Origin of the sequence: Gillisia sp. Hel_I_29 (genome assembly GCF_000744275.1) — a bacterium.
Taxonomy (GTDB): domain Bacteria; phylum Bacteroidota; class Bacteroidia; order Flavobacteriales; family Flavobacteriaceae; genus Gillisia.
Window position 1 is genome coordinate 439,599 of sequence record NZ_JQLP01000001.1, and the last position, 21,410, is coordinate 461,008.

Annotated in this window: 14 protein-coding genes; 4 read left to right on the top strand and 10 right to left on the bottom strand. The window is 35.3% G+C overall.

Features of this window, described 5'->3' with window-relative positions; genetic code table 11:
* Nucleotides 1–27: 27 nt before the first annotated feature.
* The gene (locus P163_RS02070) at nucleotides 28–1,155 is read right to left on the bottom strand and encodes an acyltransferase family protein (protein WP_034887112.1); all 1,128 of its coding nucleotides are present in this window, start codon (nucleotides 1,153–1,155) and stop codon (nucleotides 28–30) included.
* Between the two features lie 298 nt (nucleotides 1,156–1,453).
* Between P163_RS02070 and P163_RS02075 the strand changes: the two genes are divergently transcribed.
* The 3 genes from P163_RS02075 to P163_RS02085 are packed head-to-tail and all read left to right on the top strand — an operon-like array spanning nucleotide 1,454 to nucleotide 5,642.
* Nucleotides 1,454–2,725 carry an ROK family protein gene (locus P163_RS02075; RefSeq protein WP_051931037.1) on the top strand — a complete coding sequence of 424 codons (1,272 nt, stop codon included), beginning with the start codon at nucleotides 1,454–1,456 and terminating at the stop codon, nucleotides 2,723–2,725.
* A gap of 42 nt (nucleotides 2,726–2,767) precedes the next feature.
* Nucleotides 2,768–4,687 carry a glucosamine-6-phosphate deaminase gene (nagB, locus tag P163_RS02080; protein ID WP_034887113.1) on the top strand — a complete coding sequence of 640 codons (1,920 nt, stop codon included), beginning with the start codon at nucleotides 2,768–2,770 and terminating at the stop codon, nucleotides 4,685–4,687.
* Nucleotides 4,688–4,700: 13 nt separating this feature from the next.
* Nucleotides 4,701–5,642, top strand: a complete 942-nt coding sequence (locus tag P163_RS02085) for an N-acetylmuramoyl-L-alanine amidase (RefSeq protein WP_034887114.1) — start codon at nucleotides 4,701–4,703, stop codon at nucleotides 5,640–5,642.
* Nucleotides 5,643–5,712: 70 nt separating this feature from the next.
* On the opposite strand, the gene P163_RS02090 is transcribed toward P163_RS02085, so the two are convergent.
* The 9 genes from P163_RS02090 to P163_RS02130 form a co-directional block, all read right to left on the bottom strand.
* Nucleotides 5,713–6,942 carry an NlpC/P60 family protein gene (locus tag P163_RS02090; protein ID WP_034887115.1) on the bottom strand — a complete coding sequence of 410 codons (1,230 nt, stop codon included), beginning with the start codon at nucleotides 6,940–6,942 and terminating at the stop codon, nucleotides 5,713–5,715.
* 141 nt (nucleotides 6,943–7,083) lie between these two features.
* Complete coding sequence (locus P163_RS02095) at nucleotides 7,084–8,103, bottom strand: dipeptide epimerase (RefSeq protein ID WP_034887116.1); 1,020 nt, start codon at nucleotides 8,101–8,103, stop codon at nucleotides 7,084–7,086.
* 21 nt (nucleotides 8,104–8,124) lie between these two features.
* Nucleotides 8,125–9,573 carry a sodium:solute symporter gene (locus P163_RS02100; protein WP_034887119.1) on the bottom strand — a complete coding sequence of 483 codons (1,449 nt, stop codon included), beginning with the start codon at nucleotides 9,571–9,573 and terminating at the stop codon, nucleotides 8,125–8,127.
* Nucleotides 9,574–9,592: 19 nt separating this feature from the next.
* Nucleotides 9,593–11,224, bottom strand: a complete 1,632-nt coding sequence (locus P163_RS02105; RefSeq protein ID WP_034887120.1) for a glycoside hydrolase family 10 protein — start codon at nucleotides 11,222–11,224, stop codon at nucleotides 9,593–9,595.
* A gap of 120 nt (nucleotides 11,225–11,344) precedes the next feature.
* Nucleotides 11,345–12,136, bottom strand: coding sequence for a DUF4397 domain-containing protein (locus P163_RS02110; protein ID WP_034887122.1), 792 nt, complete (start codon nucleotides 12,134–12,136; stop codon nucleotides 11,345–11,347).
* Between the two features lie 10 nt (nucleotides 12,137–12,146).
* Nucleotides 12,147–13,763 carry a SusD/RagB family nutrient-binding outer membrane lipoprotein gene (locus P163_RS02115; protein WP_034887124.1) on the bottom strand — a complete coding sequence of 539 codons (1,617 nt, stop codon included), beginning with the start codon at nucleotides 13,761–13,763 and terminating at the stop codon, nucleotides 12,147–12,149.
* 10 nt (nucleotides 13,764–13,773) lie between these two features.
* Nucleotides 13,774–16,863 carry a SusC/RagA family TonB-linked outer membrane protein gene (locus P163_RS02120; RefSeq protein WP_034887126.1) on the bottom strand — a complete coding sequence of 1,030 codons (3,090 nt, stop codon included), beginning with the start codon at nucleotides 16,861–16,863 and terminating at the stop codon, nucleotides 13,774–13,776.
* 68 nt (nucleotides 16,864–16,931) lie between these two features.
* A complete protein-coding gene (gene murQ, locus P163_RS02125) occupies nucleotides 16,932–17,744 on the bottom strand; it encodes an N-acetylmuramic acid 6-phosphate etherase (protein WP_034887127.1) in 813 nt (270 codons plus the stop codon).
* Between the two features lie 62 nt (nucleotides 17,745–17,806).
* On the bottom strand, nucleotides 17,807–19,093 hold the full coding sequence (locus P163_RS02130; protein WP_034887130.1) for a sugar MFS transporter: 1,287 nt from the start codon (nucleotides 19,091–19,093) through the stop codon (nucleotides 17,807–17,809).
* 507 nt (nucleotides 19,094–19,600) lie between these two features.
* On the opposite strand from P163_RS02130, the gene lepA reads away from it, so the two are divergent.
* Nucleotides 19,601–21,397, top strand: coding sequence for a translation elongation factor 4 (lepA, locus tag P163_RS02135; protein WP_034887132.1), 1,797 nt, complete (start codon nucleotides 19,601–19,603; stop codon nucleotides 21,395–21,397).
* The last annotated feature ends 13 nt before the right edge of the window (nucleotides 21,398–21,410 follow it).

A 21,410-nucleotide genomic window follows, 5' to 3' on the forward strand; every position in this document is an offset into this window, starting at 1 on the left:
TATAAGCAAACCAGAGGTTTGCAGAATTTAAACTTTTATATAGATCTTCTTTCTGTCCATAATATAACCAATGCACCACATTAGCAACATAAAACTAACGGCAAAAGCTAGGGAAGCATTGTATTTGGTAAGCCAGCTTAAAAAAGCATTAGTATAGATCCAAATTTTCAAAGCAGCTCCATGTATCCAAACAATACTCAATAACTTAGAAAAAATACCAGATAGCACAAAAATGAAAAGAGGATTTCTTCCGAATGCTATAAAAATTTTGGCCCACTTTTTAAAATGCCACAGCTCTAATATTATTATAAGAACTGCAATAATTAATAAGTCCCAACCAATAGAATAAAGCACAAAAGAGCTGGTCCATAACGCTTTATTTATAGGAAAATAATTATCCCAAAACAACGATACAATTAATAATACTAATCCCCCAAGTGCTAGTTTCCATACCGTAGTGAGTTTATTTCCAGAAGTCTGTATAAAAACTCCTGCCACATAACCTGCAATTACATTTACCACTGCTGGCAAGGTACTTAACAAGCCTTCAGGGTCAAACCTTATTCCAAACCCTTTCCATAAATTTTCCGGTTGGAAGATCAAAAGATCAAATTTTAAGGCTGCATTTCCCTGAAGTCCGAATGGATCTAATGCATTGCCAAACCTATATAATACCCACCAATAAAATAGTAAGATATTGATACTAATAATTAGACTTGCCTGAGTTTTGATGAAATGGAGCAATAAGCCAGCAATCAAATAACAAATTGCAATTCTCTGCAGCACTCCCATAATGCGTATTTCTGAGAAGTCTTTTAAAACAATTTCACCAAACTCATTTCTTATAACAAAAGGAAACGCATTTAAAGAAAGGCCTATAAAAAATATTAGGAAACTCCGCTTTAAGATCTTCTTCAGAAATACTTTGTTAGAATTGTATTTGTTCTTTCTTAAGCTAAAACTCATAGCATTACCTACCACAAATAAGAAGGTTGGAAATATCAGATCTGTAATTGTAAAACCATGCCAGACAGCATGTTTAAAAGGAGCATATATATTAGACCAGCTACCAGGATTATTAACCAAGATCATTAAGGCAATGGTTAGACCTCTTAATACATCTAGTGCAAAATATCTTTGAACTCCGTTTACCATTGCATCATTAACATAAGTTAAAATTAGAAGGAGAAATAGATTTTTTAATCTCCAATGCTTTAAGAACTCAATGTTTACTTATATTGAGCCAGTAAATTATGATCGATTTTAAGATTGTTTTTAAAACCAATGCTTAAAAATATAAATTTTAAATAAATAATCGATCTTTCATAAAAAAATTAATAAAGTCTTTTTTGAAAATAATATTTTATCTAATTTTAAAAAATATTATTCCTTCCTATATGTCAAAAAAGGACTAATCTTAATGACAAATTAATTTCAAATTTAAATTTTATGTATGTCTAAAGAATTGCAGGAATTTTTTATCAACCATTCTCCACCACCGGGATTGAGTAACGTAGAGAGGAAAAAATATCTTCAAAAAATAAGGATCATTAAGCATCTTTATTTTAACGGAGCCAATACTAACGCAGATATTTGTAGCACTTTTAATGTAAGTCTGCCTACCTCCATGTCTTTATTAAATCAGTTAGTTGCAGATGGAATTGTAGCTAAACAAGGAAGAGGTGAATCTGTTGGTGGGAGAAAACCAGATCTATTTGGATTAAAGGAGAACACTTTTTTTGTGTTGAGCATCCATATTGAACGCTTCCAAATACAATTAGCTATACTGGATAATACTCACCAAATATTATTTGAAAAAAACGTACGTACCATAATTTCTAAAGATTTTGATATTGTGAACATTTTGCATGAGCATGCCACAGAACTCATAGCAGAATCTAATATTAATTCTGATAAGTTGATGGGTATAGGAATTAGTATGCCCGGACTGGTATCTTCAGAAAACGGAACCAATTTTACTTATTTTCTAAAAGATCATCAGCCACAAAATCTCCAAGCAGAGTTTGAAAAAAAATTTAATAAGCCTGTAGTTATATTAAACGATGCTAAAAGTGCATGTTTGGCAGAATTTAGATTTGGACTCGCCAAGAACAAGAATAATGTTCTGGTACTATCTATGGACTGGGGAATTGGTCTTGGTATTATTATGGGTGGGAAACTGCACATGGGGTCTTCAGGCTTTGCAGGAGAATTCGGTCATATTCCTTTAGTAGAAGACGGAGCGTTATGCCATTGCGGGAAAAGAGGGTGCTTAGAAACCGTGGCCTCCGGAATTGCATTGGTAAAAAAAGCTAAAGATGGAATTGAGGCTGGACAACATTCTATTTTAAAAGATTTGGTTAGCAATGAACTCGAAAATTTAGAACCCTCTATTATTATTGAAGCTGCCAATCGCGGAGATCAATTTGCAATTAATGTGCTATCTGATATTGGTATAAGTCTAGGAAAAGGAATAGCTATTCTAATACAGATCTTTAACCCGGAACTTATTATCCTGGAAGGTAAAATAGCCGAAGCTAAACAGTTTATAACAACTCCAATACAGCAATCTATAAATACTTATTGTATGATCCAGCTAAAAGAACGCACCGAAATTGAGCTTTCCAAACTAGGAAAGAACTCAAGTTTGTTAGGTGCCACCGTAGCCATTATGGATCATATCTTTAAACAACAGATAGCTGTAGCCAAAGCGCAACTTAACTAAATAAGTTACATATAATCAACAACCTTATTGTAAAACTTTATTATGGCCAGACTAAATCTCCTTGAAGAAACACGGTATGAAAAATTACCGGTAAGTGTTTTTCCAGATGAACATTTAGCATCTAAAAGTGTTGCTAAAAGAATCTCCAACCTTATCACTAAAAAGCAAAAGGAGGGTATTCCTACAGTGTTAGGTCTTGCCACTGGAGCTACTCCAGTGGAGGTTTATCAGGAATTGGTTAGAATGCACAAGGAAGAAGGTTTAAGTTTTAAGAATGTGATCACTTTCAATCTAGATGAATATTTTCCCATGCAACCTACAGCGCCACAAAGCTATGTAACGTTCATGAACGAAAATCTTTTTGATCATATCGATATTTTAAAAGAGAATATTCATATTCCAGATGGTACTTTAAAGAAAGAAGATATTGCTGCTTTTTGTCTGGATTATGAAAATAAAATCGAAGAATTAGGAGGCCTTGATCTTCAAATTTTAGGAATTGGTAGAACAGGACATATTGGTTTTAACGAACCTGGATCTGCTCCCAACTCCGGAACGAGACTGGTTACTTTAGACGATCTTACCAGAAGAGATGCCTCAAGAGATTTTGGCGGTAAAGAAAATGTACCTACAAAAGCCATTACCATGGGAATTGGTACTATTTTCAAAGCCAGAGAGATCATTTTAATGGCTTGGAGCAAGAAAAAAGCCAGTATTATTAAAAAGGCTGTAGAAGGAGAAATTTCAGGAAATGTACCTGCTACCTATTTGCAACATTCAGATAAAGTGGAGTTTATTTTAGATACTGAAGCGGCTTCAGAATTAACAAGATTCAACACGCCATGGTTGGTTAAAGATTGCTTGTGGGACGATAGGCAAATTAAAAAAGCGGTGATCTGGTTATCTTCAGAAATTGGAAAACCTATCTTAAAACTTACAGACGAAGATTACAACAATAACGGGATGGCACAATTAGCCACCGAAAAAGGTCCTGCCTACAACATCAATATTGAAGTATTTAATAATCTTCAACACAGCATTACAGGCTGGCCGGGTGGAAAACCCAATGCAGATGAAACTCAACGCCCGGAAAGATCGGAACCGGCACATAAAAGATCATTAATTTTCTCACCTCATCCAGATGACGATGTGATCTCTATGGGCGGAACCTTTATAAGATTGGTAGATCAAGGTCATGACGTGCATGTAGCTTATCAAACTTCGGGAAATACCGCTGTATGGGATACCGATGTCTTAAGATATGTTGAATTTGCTATCGACTTTAATAAAAGTATGGGCGATGATACCAAAAGACTGGAAGCTATTTATGAAGAGATGCGAAGTTTCTTAAAGTCTAAACAACCTAATGAGATCGACTTGCCAGAGATTAGAGAAGTAAAAGGTTTTATAAGAAAATCTGAAGCTTTTGCCGGAGCCCGATTTGCCGGGTTAGCAGATAAGAACATTCATTTTATGGCCTTACCGTTTTACGAAACGGGAAAAACGGTGAAAAATCCGGTTACAGAAAAAGATGTTTTGTTGACCATGGAGCTTTTACAGAAGATAAAACCTCATCAGATCTTTGCGGCAGGCGATTTTGCAGATCCGCATGGTACTCATATTGTTTGCTTCAGAATTATCATCGAAGCCATGAACCGACTTAGAAAAACCGAAGCTTGGACAAAAGATTGTTGGCTTTGGATGTACAGAGGTGCATGGTTAGAATTTGAAACTCATGAAATTGAAATGGCAGTACCACTTTCTCCTCAAGAAGTAGATCGCAAAAGAAAAGCCATTTTTCAGCATCAATCTCAAAAAGATCATCCTGTTTTTCCGGGTGACGATGAACGAGAATTTTGGGTTCGCGCTCAGGAAAGAAACAGAGAAACTGCAATTAATTATCACAAATTAGGAATGGCAGATTATGAAGCAATGGAAGCTTTTGTCCGCTGGAAATTTTAATATTAAACTTTAAATGAAAAGAATAAATTCAGCATTCACAATAGTTGCAGCAGCTTACATGATGGTTTCATGTGCCAGCAATCCGTATGCTTCAACTAACCGAGATCATAAAAAACACACCAAAGAACTCACAAAAGAGTTAGAAGTTTTACCTCCGCCAAATCCTGGAACTGCAAGTAGTTTAAAGTATGTGGAAGATTGGGTAGGTACTACCAATTTCAACCTTAGAAAACCAAATATTGTGGTTATTCATCATACCGCGCAAGATTCGGTAGGGCAAACTTTAAAAACCTTCACATTAGAGAGAACTCAAGTTAGTGCGCATTATGTAATTGGTGAAAACGGAGAGATCTATCATATGCTGAATGATCTTTATCGTGCATGGCATGGTGGTGCCGGAAAGTGGGGTTCTAATACCGATCTAAACTCATCTTCTATAGGAATTGAATTAGACAATAATGGAAGTGACGAATTTTCACCATTACAAATTCAAAGCCTACTGGAATTATTGAAAGATCTTAAAGAGAAATATAAGATCCCAGCAGCTAATTTTATTGGCCATTCTGATATCGCTCCAACCAGAAAACAAGATCCGAATAAAACTTTTCCGTGGAAAGAATTGGCAAAAGAAGGATTTGGCTTGTGGTATGATGAAATCCCGGAAGAGGAAATTAAGACTTTAGATAAAGGTAATAAGCTAACCACAGAAATCCCTCAGGAGATCAAGACCGAAGTAAATGATTCTGTAATTGTTGCAGATGCAAAAGTGCCAAAAGCTGCTCCATTATTAGATGTTACTCCTAAGATCGCTCTAAAGATTATTGGATATGATGTAAGCGATATGCCAGCAGCAATTAAGGCCTTTAAACTTCATTTTATTCAAACGGAAGTAAATTCTACTTTAACAAATCATGATTTGAAGGTGCTTAATAATCTATATAAGAAGTATCTATAAAGTATCTTTTTCAGCATAAAAAAAGCTCCTCTAGATGTAGAGGAGCTTTTTATTTATAAGAATTTAAAGGTTATTCTTTTACCGATGTAGAATCTTTCTTAGCCATAAAAATATCTTTTTTGGCCAGATATAACAATCCGTTTCCTTCTTGATTATTGATGCGTTTTGTTCTTAAATATCGGTTGTAATTGTATTCATCAAAATCTGCACTGGTGGTATCCATAGTACTAATGTGTACATTCCCCATAGAATGAATGAATTTTTGATCTCCAATCCACATTCCAACATGTATAATTCTTTCACCGGTAGAATCGGTAGCTTTTTTTCCGAAGAATAAAAGATCTCCGGGAACCAGATTTTCAAAATTCTTTGTAGAGTCTATCAATTTTCCGGTGTGCACTTGTTGTGAAGCGTCTCTTGGAATGACCAAACCATTCAAAAAATAAACAGTTTTTGTAAATCCGCTACAGTCAACTCCTTTAGGCGAAGTTCCACCCCATAAATAAGGCAATCCCATCAACTTTTTAGCCGTAGCTACCAGATCTTCTCCAGATTGATCTACAGAAGCTACCCAATCTGAATATCCCATAGCTTCTACCTTATCTACAAAGGCTTTTTGACCGTCAGGATACTTAACCTCATAAAATCCGTTTTTGTCGCTTAGAACCTCTAAAATGTCTCCAGCAACCAAATCGGAAACCGGCTGACTTTTTAAGTCTGCCTTTTCAAAAGATTTTCCATAAGGATTTAGATAGATGATCTTATCTGCTGCTTTCCAATCTTCAAATTCAGCATCTGTTAATCCAATTACTCCCCCGTAGTCTACCCAAGAAATATAACCGTCTGGAGTTTGAATTAATGTCCAACCCTCATTATTTTTCAATATTTTCACAGGAGTTCCCATAGTTGCCTGGGTAACAAGTTCTGCGGAATGTTTTCCTTCACCTCTAAGGTTGGCTACAGAAATTTTTATAAGTCCGTTGGTTTTTCCTTCTAAATCGGTGGTAGGAAGCAATTGAATGCTGTCTGCAAAAGAAATTCCTTCAGCATTTAATTTTTCTTTTAATGCACTTACAGCATCCGGCAAATTAGATTCCCCTTTAAGAATATAAGCATCGTTAGCTTGCATTGCTTCTACATCAAATAATGCCACCCTTTTATCTGGAGCGTATTCCTGTTTTACATCTTCAATATAAGCTTGCGCTTTATTGTCTTCTTTTTCTTCTGCTTTCTTATTACAAGAAGCAATTGTTAAAAGCCCAACTAAGGCTAATAAATTGATCTTTTTAAATACGTTCATATAATTTTAAAATATTAATCAATTAGTTATTGATATTATAAAAATACTTATTTAGAAATTAGGTTTCGACTCCGCTCAACCTGACATTTAGATGCAAATTTAATTTTAGAATATGAAACTAAATTCTTGAGATCTCGTACTTTATCCTGAAATCAATAATTTAGCTCCTGTTCCATTTCGCTTCGGAAAATACACTTTTTCATCATACACCTTTACTCCGTCTGCAATATCAGATTTTAATAAAAGTGCGCCATCCATATCTACATAATCTAACAAAGGTAATAATTGAGCAATTGCTGAAATCCCCACAGTAGATTCGGTCATACAACCCACCATCACTTTCATATTTAAACGCTTGGCTTCCGCTATCATTCTTCTTGCCGGTGTAAGCCCTGCACATTTGGTAAGTTTTATATTAACGCCATGAAAGTAATCTTTACATTTTGCAACATCGGCTTCAACAATACAACTTTCATCAGCAATAATTGGCAATACAGAATTCTTGTGAACTTCCCCCATTCCATCCAGATCTTTCGGATTCAAGGGTTGCTCCAAAAATTCCACATTTAGCTCCTTCAATAATTTAGAATTCTTGATGGTTTGCTCTGCCGTCCACGCGCCGTTTGCATCTACCCTAAATACTGAATTTGTATGTTTTCTAAGTTCTTTTATGATTTGCACATCATCCTCAGTTCCTAATTTGATCTTATATAATGGCCATGGAAATGCATTGATCTTTTCTGTCATTTTTTCAACTGAATCTATTCCGATGGTATAATTGGTAAGCGGAATATTGTCAAGATCTAAACCCCACATTTTATATAATGGAAGTTTATTTCGTTTTCCATGAAGATCGTGCATTGCAATGTCTAAAGCACATTGTGCAAAAGGATTTTCTTTTAAATGCGGAAATGTGAGTTCCCAAAGTTCTTCTGGTTTTAAATGGATGTTTTCTGAAATGATATTTTCTACAGATTTTATAGATGCTATCATCGCTTTGGTAGAAACTCCATAATACACCGTTGCCGCTGCTTCCCCATATCCGGTAAAGTCTCCATCGGTTAAAGCCACAATCAGTGTTTCCTGAAAATCTCTGGATCCGTGAGTAATGGTAAAAGTATTTTTAAGCGCTAAATTAAAAGTGTAAAATTCAATTTTCATGAGTTCATTTTCACTATTCTATTATAGAAATCCAGGTTGTCTTTTATATAAAAATGCTAGGCCTAAACATGTTATGGCAGCATTTACCAATAATATTTCAAATCCGAATTTATAACCATAAAACCAGCTTGCAGAATTTTGATCTAGAATAAAAGATAGCATTGGAGAGAGAATGCACACTAAGGGCACCCATTTATCTTTTACTCCACGCTTTGTTAATAATCCGAATGCAAATAAACCTAATAAAGGTCCATAGGTGAATCCTGCCACTTTAAAAACGGCACTTACCACGCTGGTATCATTTAATGCATTAAAAATGATGATCACAAAGAACATCAGTAAAGAGAAGCCTATGTGTACTAAAAATCGTGTTTTCTTTTGATTGCTCTTTCGTTTGGAAAGATCTAAAATATCTACACAAAAAGAAGTTGTAAGCGCTGTTAATGCTGAATCTGCACTTGAAAATGCTGCTGCAATAATTCCTAATAAAAATACGATACCGGCAAAAGTTCCAAAATAATTTAAAGCCAACAATGGGTATAGATCATCTGTTCTTTCTGGAATCGAGATATTCTGATCTATGGCGTATTGATATAACAGTACTCCTAAAGCTAAAAACAACATAGTAGAGAAAAAGAAAACGATAGAAAACCAAAAGATGTTCTTTTGAGCATCCCCCTTATTCTTACAAGTCAGGTTTTTCTGCATTACATTTTGATCCAGCCCGTTCATAGCGATGGTAATAAAGATTCCCGCTAAGAAGGTTTTAAAGAAATTGCGATTAGATCTCCAATCCCAATCAAATATGGTAGACATCTTACTTTTTGACACCAGACTAGTCACTTCTCCAAAATTCAAATTCATATGATCAACAATCATAATGATACTAATCACTACCGCAGCTAATAAAAAAGTGGTTTGAAGTGTATCTGTCCAAACAATGGTTTTAATTCCTCCTCTAAAAGTATAGATCCAAATAAGTAAAATGGTAGTAAGTACGGTTACGAAAAAAGGAATTCCAAAAGCATCAAAAAATGCAATCTGTAGTACTACTGCGGCTAAAAATAATCTAAAGGAAGCTCCAATGGTTTGAGAGATCAAAAAGAAGGAAGCGCCTGCTAAATAGGAATTCTTCCCAAACCTATCTCTTAGGTATTCATAAATAGAAACTAGCTGAAGTCGATAAAAAAGCGGGATCAATACAAATGCAATTACGGCATAACCCACCATATTTCCCATTACAAATTGTAGATACGTCCAATTAGAATTTCCTACTTCTCCAGGAACCGAGATAAAGGTGACTCCAGATAGAGAAGCACCAACCATTCCGTAGGCTACTAAAAACCAAGGAGATCTTCTGTTGGCTGTAAAAAACGTAGTATTATCTGCCTTTTGCGAGGTAAAGTGACTTATTACTAACAATAGGACAAAATAGGCGGCGATCACACTAAAAACCAATAATGGAGTCATACTTATTAAATTTTCTTAACTATTTAGCTTCAATTTTAATTTCATTGAAAGTGCTCTGATTTCCGGTTCTATCTACGGCAGTAACCCCTATAAAAGTCAACGGATCCTTTTTCTCCTTTTCCTTTAAATAATGAGTGAAATCTGTAGCATTTTCAGTTCTGTCTAAGATCTTATAATCCCAATTATTTCCATATTTATAGAAGACCACCCAGTTTGATACATCTGTAATTGCAGAATGAGACCAAGAGATCTTCACGCTATTTCCTTCAATTTTTGCTGAAACTGTAGGGGCTTCTGGTAATACTTCATCCAACCACGGACTTGCAGGTACAAGGGCTTGTTTTTCATACGGTCCGTCTACCAAGGCTTTTGAGAGATTTGGATATTTCAACAATGGAGCTATACTCCAGTGTACTGTACCTTTACTTTCTGCTATCATTCCTCTAGTTAACATGATCTGATTGATAGTTTCATCAACATTAGCAGCATCTCCCCCAAAATCTATATTAATTCCAGGCCATAAATGGCGATCTTGAGAATTCTCACCTTCCCACCATCCTAATAAAACAGGGAAACTTTGAGCGGTCTGATTGATCTTCCAATATAGCTGAGGTGTAAAATAATCTAACCACCCTTTATTTAGCCACAATTTAGCATCTGCATACAACTCGTTGTACTGGTCCATCCCAGAAATTGATTTTGGGTAGCCCGGTCTCCAGATCCCAAACGGACTAATCCCAAATTTAACCTGAGGTTTTTCTGCCTTAATTTCTTTATAGATACGTTCCACAAAATTATTTACACCTTCTCTACGCCAGTCTGGCTTAGATAGCTTTCCTCCAGATTTTATATATGCTTGATATACTTCTGAATCTGGAAAATCTGCACCTTTATTGTAGGAAGCATAAGGATAGAAATAATCATCAAAATGAATTCCGTCTACATCATATCTCTTAACTATATCCATAACCACGGCTGCAGAATGATCTTGCGTTGCTTGTTTAGATGGATCCATCCACCACATTCCATTTTTTAAGCTCACCATAAACTCTGGATGCATTTTCACCATAGATTTTGGTGCTATCGGTCCTCCTGTAGAATGATGTGCACGATATGGATTTAACCAAACATGTAATTCCATTCCTCTCTCATGTGCAGACTTGATCCAAAAATCTAAAGGATCATAATATGGGTCTGGAGCTTTTCCAACTTCTCCAGATAGAAAATAAGACCATGGCTCTAAATCACTTTGGTATAAAGCATCTGCCTGCGGTCTGGCTTGAAAGATCACTGCGTTATAATTATGATCTTTAAGAAAGTCTAATAATTTTATAGCCTCTTCTTGCTGTTGCTTTGTAGACAAACCAGATCTACTAGGCCAGTTAATATTTGCCACTGTAGCAATCCAAGCTGCACGAAATTCGCGCATCACATAGGGACTACTTTTAAATATTTGAACTGGTGGAACCTTCTCTTCAATTTCAACCGGTTTAGGAATCTTTGTAGAAGGTAGTGTTGGCTTCTCAACTCTTTGAGGTAACTCCTTTTTTGGAGGCCTTGGTTTTGAAACAACAGGTTTAGGTGTTTTACAGGAGTTAAGTGTTACTGCACACAGCAATATCAACAAAATGGATCTAATTTTTAACGACATAAATTAATTGATAAGTATGAAACAAATTTTAAAATTTAAATTCAACAAATCGTGAATTACTTTTAAAAAAGAAAGAGCCACAATTCGTGTCTCTTTCTTTTATTAATTATCAAATATCAATTAGCGCTCTCTCCAGTAATCTATATTTTTTGAGCTTGGATTTTCGGTATACGTTCCTCTAATTTGAGTAGAATAAACTCTTCCCTTACTACCCACATTCACTGTATTTTGAATATAAGGTTCGGATGTTTCCACATCGTATTCTGTTCCAGCTTCAAATACTTTAAATGTATAGTTACCTGATTCTAGTTCTTTATAATCTCCGGCTTGCTTAAAGCCTAACCCGCTTCCTAAACTTATTATCTGAGTATCTTGCGCAGGAGAATCTTCTGTGGCCACAATAGCATCTTTAATTGCAAAAACATCTACAGCAAATGGCATATTTGCCATTGTATTTACAAATCTCCAGTATATTTTTACTCTATCTAAAGGAGGAAGGTTATCCTCCATTACAAAGATCTCATAGCTATCTGTAGTTCCAACAAGGTATGCAGAATAGTTTTTATCATCTGCAAAGGAAGCATTTGTAGAGGCTACGATATTTCCATCTAAATCTTTTGCATTCACACTAAAATTACCTGAAGGAATTAAAGCATAAGCATTAGAAGGAAATACAGATCCATAGGAATTACCCTTCTCTTCATCTGTATTTGAAGAACTCACCGCACTTACTTTTTGATCATCAAAATATATATTTAGGCTGGGTGCATCCTCTACATGAAAAAAGAATTTTAAATACGTAGCATTATTAGATACTGGCTCTGTAAGCTCAGGAATAGCATTTTCATCACAAGAAGTAAAAAATAAACTTACTGTGAAAAATAACAATAATTTATTGAATGTCTTTATCATAATTTTTGAATTATTCTGGTTTACTAAACCAAGTTTCGTAGGTGTGATAGTCTTCTTCAAAAGCACCAAGTACTTCTAAAGCCTCTTTGTTCCACATATATTCTGAATTGAATCTAGGTCTTGCACGGTAGGCAGGGTTCTCATTATTGGTTATGTATAATGGGTCTGGAAGTTCGAAACCTTTGTAAACAGGTTCTGCTGTATCCATATCATAATGGTACCTTCTCATATCAGACCAGGTTTCGAAGAATCCCCATCCCCAAGTAGCTATGTATTTTTGTAACATGATCTTAGATAATGTTAGCTCTCCCGCAGAAGATGGATATAGTTCTTCACTACTAAGGTAAATTTCACGCCTAGTATCAAAAATTGAGGGGTCTGGAGCATATTGTCTTGCAAAATCCATATGAGAACTTACCCCCTTTTGATACGCATTTAATGCTACATCTTTATTCCCAGAGATAAAAGCAGCCTCAGACTTAATAAACTGAAGTTCTGCATAAGTCATCAAAGGAAATCTAGCATCGTTATTAAAGAAATATATTTGAGGAGATGGAGATGTGCCCGTATAACCTTCCTCATTCCAAAAGTTCTTTGGAACTAGATCAGATTCTTCTGGAGACCATTCATTAATACCTACCACTGGAGATATCCCTCTATATTTACCATCTGGAGATGGCGCCATCATTGCTGTAATTCTTGGATCTTTTAAATGTTCTTCTGAATCTTCCAATAGTGGATCTGCACCTATAAGGTCTGGATCTGTTAATTCTGGATTCGTTCCGTCTAAAAGTCCTACCATAAATTTGGTTTGACGGTATCTACCAATATTTCCTCTAAGTGGTCCAAAGAAATTAGTATTAGAGCTCACAGTTCCCTCAAAACGAATTGTAGCATCATCTTGATTCCCTGCCAATGCCTGATCTACATATCCAATAACCTCATCTGCATTATAAGAACTTTTATTAGTTAATCTGTGAGCATTTATTGCAAGTAAACCATAAGCAAATCTTTTCCATTTATCTCTATCTCCGTTATAGATTAGATCTGCTTCGCTTAGACCAGAATCTTGGGGACTTAAACCATCTGTTCTTTCTAGATTTTCTATTCCTAAGGCTAACAATCTTTGTATTTCCTCATAAACCACTTCCTGCTCATCATAATTGAAAACACGTTGACTTGAATTGAATGCTTCAGTTACAATTACAGGTCCATGATAATCTGTTAACATTTGCCAACCGTAAGCTCTTAAAATATAGCCTACTCCAACGAAATCATATTTCTCACTATTCATCCCACTTTCTATCATATCAGATAGATTGTAACCCATACTCCAATAAACAGCTCTCCATAATTGGGCATAAGAATCTGACAATGGGTTGTTGTGCAAATTCAAAGAATAAGATTCTCCAGAAGAATATGCCCAATTTTGGGTATAAAAACCTGTAAATCTACCATCCCATTGAACTGCAACTGCTAGTTCAGACTGAATTTGCGGCAAGAATAATTCTGGCTGTAAAAGTGCATCCGGACCGTTAGGGTTGGTATTTACATCTATATAATCCTCACAGCCGGAAAAAGTAAGTGTTCCGGCAATCATTAAACATGTGTATATAATTTTTTTCATCGCTCTTTATTTAAAATCCAACTCTCATTCCTATATTCAATCCTCTTGGTAATGGGAAATTACCATAGTCTATTCCTGCTCCACCTGCGCCTCCTACTGCAGCAGAGTTTCCACTTGCAACTGGATCTAATCCTGAATAATTAGTTAACAAGAACAGATCTGTACCTGTAACAAAAACACTAGCAGTTCTTAAAAATTTAGTGCTACTTAAAATGTCTGAAGAGAAATTATAACTAAAAGTTACATCTCTTAAGCGCACCCAGTTTATATCCTTTTCTATAAAGCTTTGATGTGGATATATACTACTCCAGTAACTAGAGTTACGATATAGATCTATAGGAATATTATTTTCTGTTGGGTTAACGTTCTCATTTCCATCCTTAAGCACACCAGAAACAATTCTTGGGGTTTCTCTATCTAAAGTCCTCTTACTTAATCCTCTTGTTGTTAGGTAATGCTCTGTAGCGTTGTAGACATCTCCACCTACTCTAAAATCTAATAAGAAATTAAGAGAGAAGTTCTTATATCTTAGGGTATTGGTAAGTCCAACTGAAAAGTCTGGATTTCTATCTCCAACAACAATCCATTCGCTTGTATCTAGAATTGGTAACCCGTTAGAAGGATTAATTAATACTTCCCCATCGTCATTTCTTTCGAAATCATACCCTGTAAATGTAGTAAGTGAACCACCTACTCTAGATCCTAGACGTACATTTCCATACAACCAGGTATCTGAATTATAGAATTCTGATACATCACCAGGTAAACTCACCAATTCACTCCAGTTCTTAGTATAGTTAGCTAAGATATCCCAAGAGAAGTTTTCGGTTTGAACTGGGGTAGCATTTAATTGAAGTTCAATACCTTCATTTTGAATCTCACCGGCATTAAACGTCATAAGTACAAATCCTGTAGCATAACTAAGTCTTAGATTTTGAACGATTTGATCTTTAGAGGTCTTATTAAAATAGGTAGCATCTATACCCAATCTGTTTTTAAAGAATTTAAGTTCAAGACCATATTCGTAAGAAGTTGTAATCTCTGGCTTTAGATCTAAACTTGGTCCGGTAAACCCATATCGAAAACCTCCACCTGTAGTTAAAGCATTAGTATAAAAAGGACGTATGCTATAAGGTCTCGCATCTTTTCCAACTTCGGCTACAGAAGCTCTTAATTTACCATAGGTAAGTACATTTTTAAATCCTTTAAAAGCATCAAGTTCTGTAAATATAAAACTCAATCCTGCAGATGGATAAAAGAAGGAGTTATTCTTTTTAGGCAGCGTTGAGCTCCAGTCATTTCTTCCAGTTAATGTTAGAAAGAGCATATTATCATAGCTAGCATTTAAACTTGCAAATGCGCCAACCAATCTACGTTCTGTTAAATTGTTAAAAGCTCTATGAGTAGATAGGTCTGTATTATTTATAGACCATAAATCTGGAGCTTGAAAATCCTGCCCACCTGCTGCAGCACTAAATGTGTTATAATCATAAACCGCACTACCAATTTTTATATCTGTTGTAATCTTATCATCAAAAAGTTTTGGAGGAGTGATCTGTGTATAATATTGAAAAGTTAAATTTCTAGTTGTTACTAAAGCCTGATCAAATATTCCATTAAAATCTTTACCCGTATTAGATTCCGGATGTCTTACTATTGTATTATTTGTAGTAAAATAATCTACCCCTATCTGACCTACAAATTTTAGCCAGCTTAGAGGAGTAGCTGTAAGTTGAGTATTTAACTTATATCTATCTGTTAATGAGTTAAATATGTTTTTGTTAACATTGAAATATGGATTCTCTACCGCGTTAGAATAGTCTGCATAGTCTCTTCTATCACCTCCCGGAGTAAGATAGTTACTAGCATCATCTGTAGAAGGCCAAAGCAGCAAATCTAATAATGGGCCACCAGAACCTCTAAAGGTTTGATCATTATCTGATCTGGTATAATCAAACGTTACATCTGCAGAAAGATAGTCGTTGAACTCTGCTGTAATTGCAGAAGAAATATTTAATTTTTCTAAGCCGGTGGTTGGAACAAAACCTTCTGCATCTGTGTGAGAAGCAGAAATTCTATATTGAGTCTTTTCACTTCCACCAGAAAATGAGATGTTGTGTCTTTGAGTGAAAGCTTCTTGGAAGAAGTCCTTAACATTATCATAGAATTTAGTGCCTTCAGGATAAGGTTCTCCAAAATAATATAATTCTTCATTTCCTTCATTAGTATATCCATTAGAACCTCTATCATAAGTTTGCTGAATTTCTGGATACTCTATAATTCTATCTATTCTAAAACTGTTGCTATAATCTATACGAGTTTTTCCGGCTTTACCTCGTTTAGTAGTAATTACAATAGCTCCAGATGCAGCCTCTATACCGTATAATGCTGCAGCTTCAGGACCTTTTAATATCGTAACAGATTCTATATCTTCAGGATTGATATCTGCCGCTCTATTTGTAAAATCTACCCCTCTGTTATCAAAAGCATTACCAGTAACAGAAGATGCAAATACTGCAGTGGAAGTAGTATTGTTACTAATTGGAAGTCCATCTACTACAAATAATGGTTGGTTACTACCACTTAAGGAACTTATTCCCCTAATTACTATAGAAGATGAAGAGCCAGGAAGTCCTGAAGTACTATTTACCTCTACCCCAGCAACTCTTCCTGCCAGACCATTTACAAAATTTTCACGCTGTGTTTCTGCAATTACATCCCCTTTAACTTCTGTAACGGCATAACCAAGCGCTTTTTTCTCCCTCTTTATTCCTAAAGCGGTTACTACAACTTCATCTAATCCTTCTAAATTTTCGCTTAATTGAATATTAAATGTGGACTTATTTTGTAGCTTGATTTCCTGAGTATCAAAACCTAAAGACGAAATTACCAGAATAGCTTCCATATTATCTGGAGCGTTCAAAGCAAAATTTCCATCCATGTCTGTAACGGCTCCATTATTTGTATCCTTTATGTAAACAGATGCTCCTGCAACAGGTAAACCGTTACCATCTTTTACTGTTCCTGTAACCCTACGCTCCTGGGCAAAAGATTGCATGCCAATGAAGCAGAGTAAAATTAAGAGTAATCGTTTTTCCATAATTTGAATGTATTTAATAAACGTTGTTGGTTTCTATTTAACTTCTTAACTATCTTATATTTAGCAAACTACCCCCTATTATTGTGTATAGCAGAGCGTACATTTTTATATTCTTTTAATAATTCTGAAGCTTTCTCTTTATCTACATCCAACTCTTCCATGATCATCTTAATACCGCGGTCTACTAATTTGGCATTAGATAGTTGCATGTCTACCATTTTATTTCCTTTTACCCTTCCTAATTTTATCATTACTGAAGTAGAGATCATATTCAGCACCAATTTTTGTGCTGTACCAGATTTCATTCTGGTGCTACCCGTTACAAACTCCGGCCCTACTACTACTTCTATTGGAAATTCTGAAGCATTGGCAAGTGGAGAATCTGCATTATTGGTTATACATCCCGTGATAAGTCCGTTTTCTCTGGCTCTTTCTATTCCTCCAATAACATAGGGTGTAGTACCAGAGGCCGCTATACCTATTAGTACATCGTTATTATTGATATTATATTCGTTTAGGTCTTCCCAGGCCTTATTATTATTGTCTTCGGCATTTTCAACCGCCTTTCGCAAGGCAACATCTCCACCGGCTATCAATCCTATAATTACATTATCTGAAACTCCAAAAGTTGGAGGACATTCTGAAGCATCTAAAACCCCCAGCCTTCCACTGGTTCCTGCTCCTATATAAAAAAGTCTCCCATTATGTTTAGATATTTTTTCCACTATAACATCTACCAATCTTTCTATACTTGGAATCTCCTTTTCTATAGCTTCTGATACCTTCTTATCTTCATTGTTGATATTTGTCAATAACTGACGCGTATTCATCTTTTCCAGATCATTATATAGTGAGCTTTGCTCTGTGGTTCTTTTATTCATCTTAATTTTTGTCTAAGTATAGCATGCACTTTGCTACTCTAATTCAATATTTAATAATTAGATCAGTTACTTCTTATCTTATATCCTTTACTGGCAAAGAATAGTATAAATGCATAACAAGGAATTACAATCCAATAGGCATTCTGAGGATTCACAATATCTGCCAGGTATCCATATAAAGGAGGTAAAATAGCACCACCTGCAATAGCCATAATTAGAAATGAAGATCCAATTTTGGTGAATCTACCTAAGCCTGCAATAGACATTGGCCAAATAGCCGGCCACACCATAGCATTTCCTAATCCTAATAATGAGATAAATAGTACTGATATAAACCCATCTGAAAAGATGGCCCCTAACCCGAAGATAATCCCTACAATAGCAGAAATTCTTAAGGCTTTTTCTTGAGAAATATATTTTGGGATTGTAGATATACCTATAATATATCCAATGATCATGGCTCCTAAAGTATACGAGGTAAAGACTTTAGCATCTATTAGCGGAATACCCTGAGAAGCTGCATAACTAATAACGGTATCTCCTGCTATCACTTCCACACCTACATAAAAGAACATGGCAAGGGTACCTAGCAATAAATGTGGAAACTGAAAGATGCTGGTTTTATTTACATTGGTTTTTGCCAATTCTTCATCTTCAGAATCTGTATCTACTTCTGGTAAGGAAGAAAAATAGATCATAACTGCCAGTAAAATAAGAACCCCCATCATAATAAGATATGGTACTACTACCCTTTCCGAAAGCTCATCCAAAACAAGCGCCTTTTCTGCTACGCTCATGAGAGTTAACTCTTCCACTAAAGTTTCGGTATTTTTAAAAACAATGGCTCCCAGCACCAAAGGCGCTAGAGTTCCTGCTATCTTATTGCAAATACCCATAATACTAATTCTCTTAGCAGCACTTTCTATTGGGCCTAAAATAGTAATGTAAGGGTTTGCAGCAGTCTGTAATATTGCTAAGCCGGTTCCTAGCACAAAAAGACCCAAAAGAAATAAGCCATAGGTTCTAGTATAAGCTGCAGGAACAAAAATTAAAGCCCCAACTGCCATTACTAGTAATCCTACAGACATTCCTTTTTTAAAACCTGTAAGTTTAAGGATCTTAGCAGACGGCAGAGCCATTACTAAATATGAGATATAGAAGGCACTTACAACAAAGTAGGATTGAAAGTTATTAAGTTCACAGGCGATCTTTAAATACGGTACTAGTACAGAATTTAGCCATGTAACAAATCCGAAGATAAAGAAGAGTGCTCCAATGATAAGAATGGAACGATTAGTTTCAGATTTCGCACTGACTTGTGGTGTGCCTAAAGTTGATTGGTTTTTCATAGAAGTTTTCTAATGTATAAGATTAAAACGTTACTCGATCAAAACCTTAACTTCCAAAAAAATTATAGATAATGATACTCCACAAATATTTAAAAAATAGTTAGATCGATAAGCTCAACTCACGAAAACGTTTGAATTTCACCTGAAAAAAAATCTTATAAAAAAACTAAAATTAGTTAAATGGCTAATATTTAGCTTTTACACTTACAAAGAAGACGTCTTTTTTTAAAAAAACCAAATACTTTTATAATTTTTTTTATAACCTATTAAAAGATTATTCAATTTTTTATAATATTCTTTATGTCAGGTGTTTCTGAAATTTTACGAATTATTTCAGATTAGGATCATAGCAATCTCAAAATTGCGATTATTAGGTACATTTAATACAGGATTTATAATTACGCAACAGCCAAGCAGAATAGTTATACAAACCATATTAAAAAACCTATATTTGTAAACTTTAATATGTTGGGTCACAATAGGCTCGATCAACTCTGAAATTGACACATGAAGAACATACGTAACTTTTGTATTATTGCCCATATTGATCACGGGAAAAGTACGTTAGCAGATAGATTACTCGATTTTACCGGAACGGTAACAGATCGTGAAAAGCAAGAGCAATTACTGGATAGTATGGATCTTGAGCGTGAGCGTGGGATCACAATAAAAAGTCATGCTATTCAAATGGAATACACCTTTAAGGGTGAACAATATATTTTAAACTTAATTGATACTCCTGGACACGTAGATTTCTCTTACGAAGTTTCCAGGTCTATCGCAGCTTGTGAAGGTGCACTTTTAATTGTAGATGCAGCACAGAGCATTCAGGCACAAACTATCTCTAACCTTTATTTAGCATTAGAAAATGATCTAGAGATCATTCCTGTGCTTAATAAAGTAGATTTACCAAGTGCAAATCCAGAAGTGGTTACAGATGATATTGTTGAATTATTAGGATGTGATCCTTCAGATGTGATTCCTGCAAGTGCTAAAACAGGTATAGGAATAGAGGAGATTCTTACCGCTATTATAGAACGCATTCCTCCACCTACCGGAAAAGTGGATGCGCCACTTAGAGCATTGGTTTTTGATTCTGTATACAATCCTTTTAGAGGAGTAGAAACCTATTTTAGAGTTATTAATGGTTCTATCAAAAAAGGGCAAAACATTAAATTTGTTGCTACAGATAAAACATACTTCGCAGATGAAGTTGGTACACTAAGGTTAAAACAATTTCCAAGACAAGAGATAAAAACAGGAGATGTTGGATATCTAATTACTGGGATAAAAGATGCAAGAGAAGTAAAAGTTGGTGATACTATTACAGATGCTAAAAATCCAACTACAGAAGCTGTGGCAGGTTTTGAGGACGTAAAACCAATGGTTTTTGCCGGAATCTATCCTGTAGATACAGAAGAATATGAAGATCTAAGATCTTCTATGGAAAAATTACAGCTTAATGATGCTTCTTTGGTATTTACTCCAGAAAGCTCTGCTGCTTTAGGGTTTGGTTTTAGATGTGGATTCTTAGGAATGTTACACTTAGAGATCATTCAGGAAAGATTGGAAAGAGAGTTTGATATGACCGTTATCACTACGGTTCCTAACGTTTCATACCATGCATTTACGCATAAACATCCAGATGAAATGATTCTGGTTAATAACCCTTCAGATCTTCCGGAACCATCAAGTTTAAATAGAGTAGAAGAACCTTATATTAAAGCGAGTATCATTACCAAAGCCGATTTTGTTGGTCCTGTAATGTCTCTTTGTATAGAAAAACGTGGCCAGATCACCAATCAAACTTATCTTACTCCAGAGCGAGTAGAGCTTAATTTTGATATGCCTTTGGCAGAGATCGTTTTTGACTTTTATGATAGATTGAAAACAGTTTCTAAAGGCTATGCTTCTTTTGATTATTCTCCAATAGGAATGCGTGCTTCTAAACTGGTTAAAGTAGATGTACTTCTTAATGGAAGTGTGGTAGATGCACTATCTGCATTACTGCACGTAGATAATGCTTTTGATATTGGTAAGAAAATGTGTGAAAAGTTGAAAGAGCTTATCCCAAGACAACAATTTGATATTCCAATACAAGCTGCCATAGGAGCAAAGATCATTTCTCGTGAAACGGTGAAAGCATTGAGAAAAGACGTTACAGCAAAATGTTATGGAGGAGATATATCTCGTAAAAGAAAGCTTCTAGAAAAGCAGAAAAAAGGTAAAAAACGTATGAGACAGGTAGGGAATGTTGAAATTCCTCAAGAGGCATTTATGGCTGTTCTTAAATTGAACGATTAATTAGAACATTCTA

What these genes read in the sequence shown, in the direction of transcription:
- P163_RS02070 (WP_034887112.1), bottom strand. Translation starts at nt 1,155, where the DNA reads ATGGTAAACGGAGTTCAAAGATATTTTGCACTAGATGTATTAAGAGGT.
- P163_RS02075 (WP_051931037.1), top strand. Translation starts at nt 1,454, where the DNA reads ATGTCTAAAGAATTGCAGGAATTTTTTATCAACCATTCTCCACCACCG.
- nagB (WP_034887113.1), top strand. Translation starts at nt 2,768, where the DNA reads ATGGCCAGACTAAATCTCCTTGAAGAAACACGGTATGAAAAATTACCG.
- P163_RS02085 (WP_034887114.1), top strand. Translation starts at nt 4,701, where the DNA reads ATGAAAAGAATAAATTCAGCATTCACAATAGTTGCAGCAGCTTACATG.
- P163_RS02090 (WP_034887115.1), bottom strand. Translation starts at nt 6,942, where the DNA reads ATGAACGTATTTAAAAAGATCAATTTATTAGCCTTAGTTGGGCTTTTA.
- P163_RS02095 (WP_034887116.1), bottom strand. Translation starts at nt 8,103, where the DNA reads ATGAAAATTGAATTTTACACTTTTAATTTAGCGCTTAAAAATACTTTT.
- P163_RS02100 (WP_034887119.1), bottom strand. Translation starts at nt 9,573, where the DNA reads ATGACTCCATTATTGGTTTTTAGTGTGATCGCCGCCTATTTTGTCCTA.
- P163_RS02105 (WP_034887120.1), bottom strand. Translation starts at nt 11,224, where the DNA reads ATGTCGTTAAAAATTAGATCCATTTTGTTGATATTGCTGTGTGCAGTA.
- P163_RS02110 (WP_034887122.1), bottom strand. Translation starts at nt 12,136, where the DNA reads ATGATAAAGACATTCAATAAATTATTGTTATTTTTCACAGTAAGTTTA.
- P163_RS02115 (WP_034887124.1), bottom strand. Translation starts at nt 13,763, where the DNA reads ATGAAAAAAATTATATACACATGTTTAATGATTGCCGGAACACTTACT.
- P163_RS02120 (WP_034887126.1), bottom strand. Translation starts at nt 16,863, where the DNA reads ATGGAAAAACGATTACTCTTAATTTTACTCTGCTTCATTGGCATGCAA.
- murQ (WP_034887127.1), bottom strand. Translation starts at nt 17,744, where the DNA reads ATGAATAAAAGAACCACAGAGCAAAGCTCACTATATAATGATCTGGAA.
- P163_RS02130 (WP_034887130.1), bottom strand. Translation starts at nt 19,093, where the DNA reads ATGAAAAACCAATCAACTTTAGGCACACCACAAGTCAGTGCGAAATCT.
- lepA (WP_034887132.1), top strand. Translation starts at nt 19,601, where the DNA reads ATGAAGAACATACGTAACTTTTGTATTATTGCCCATATTGATCACGGG.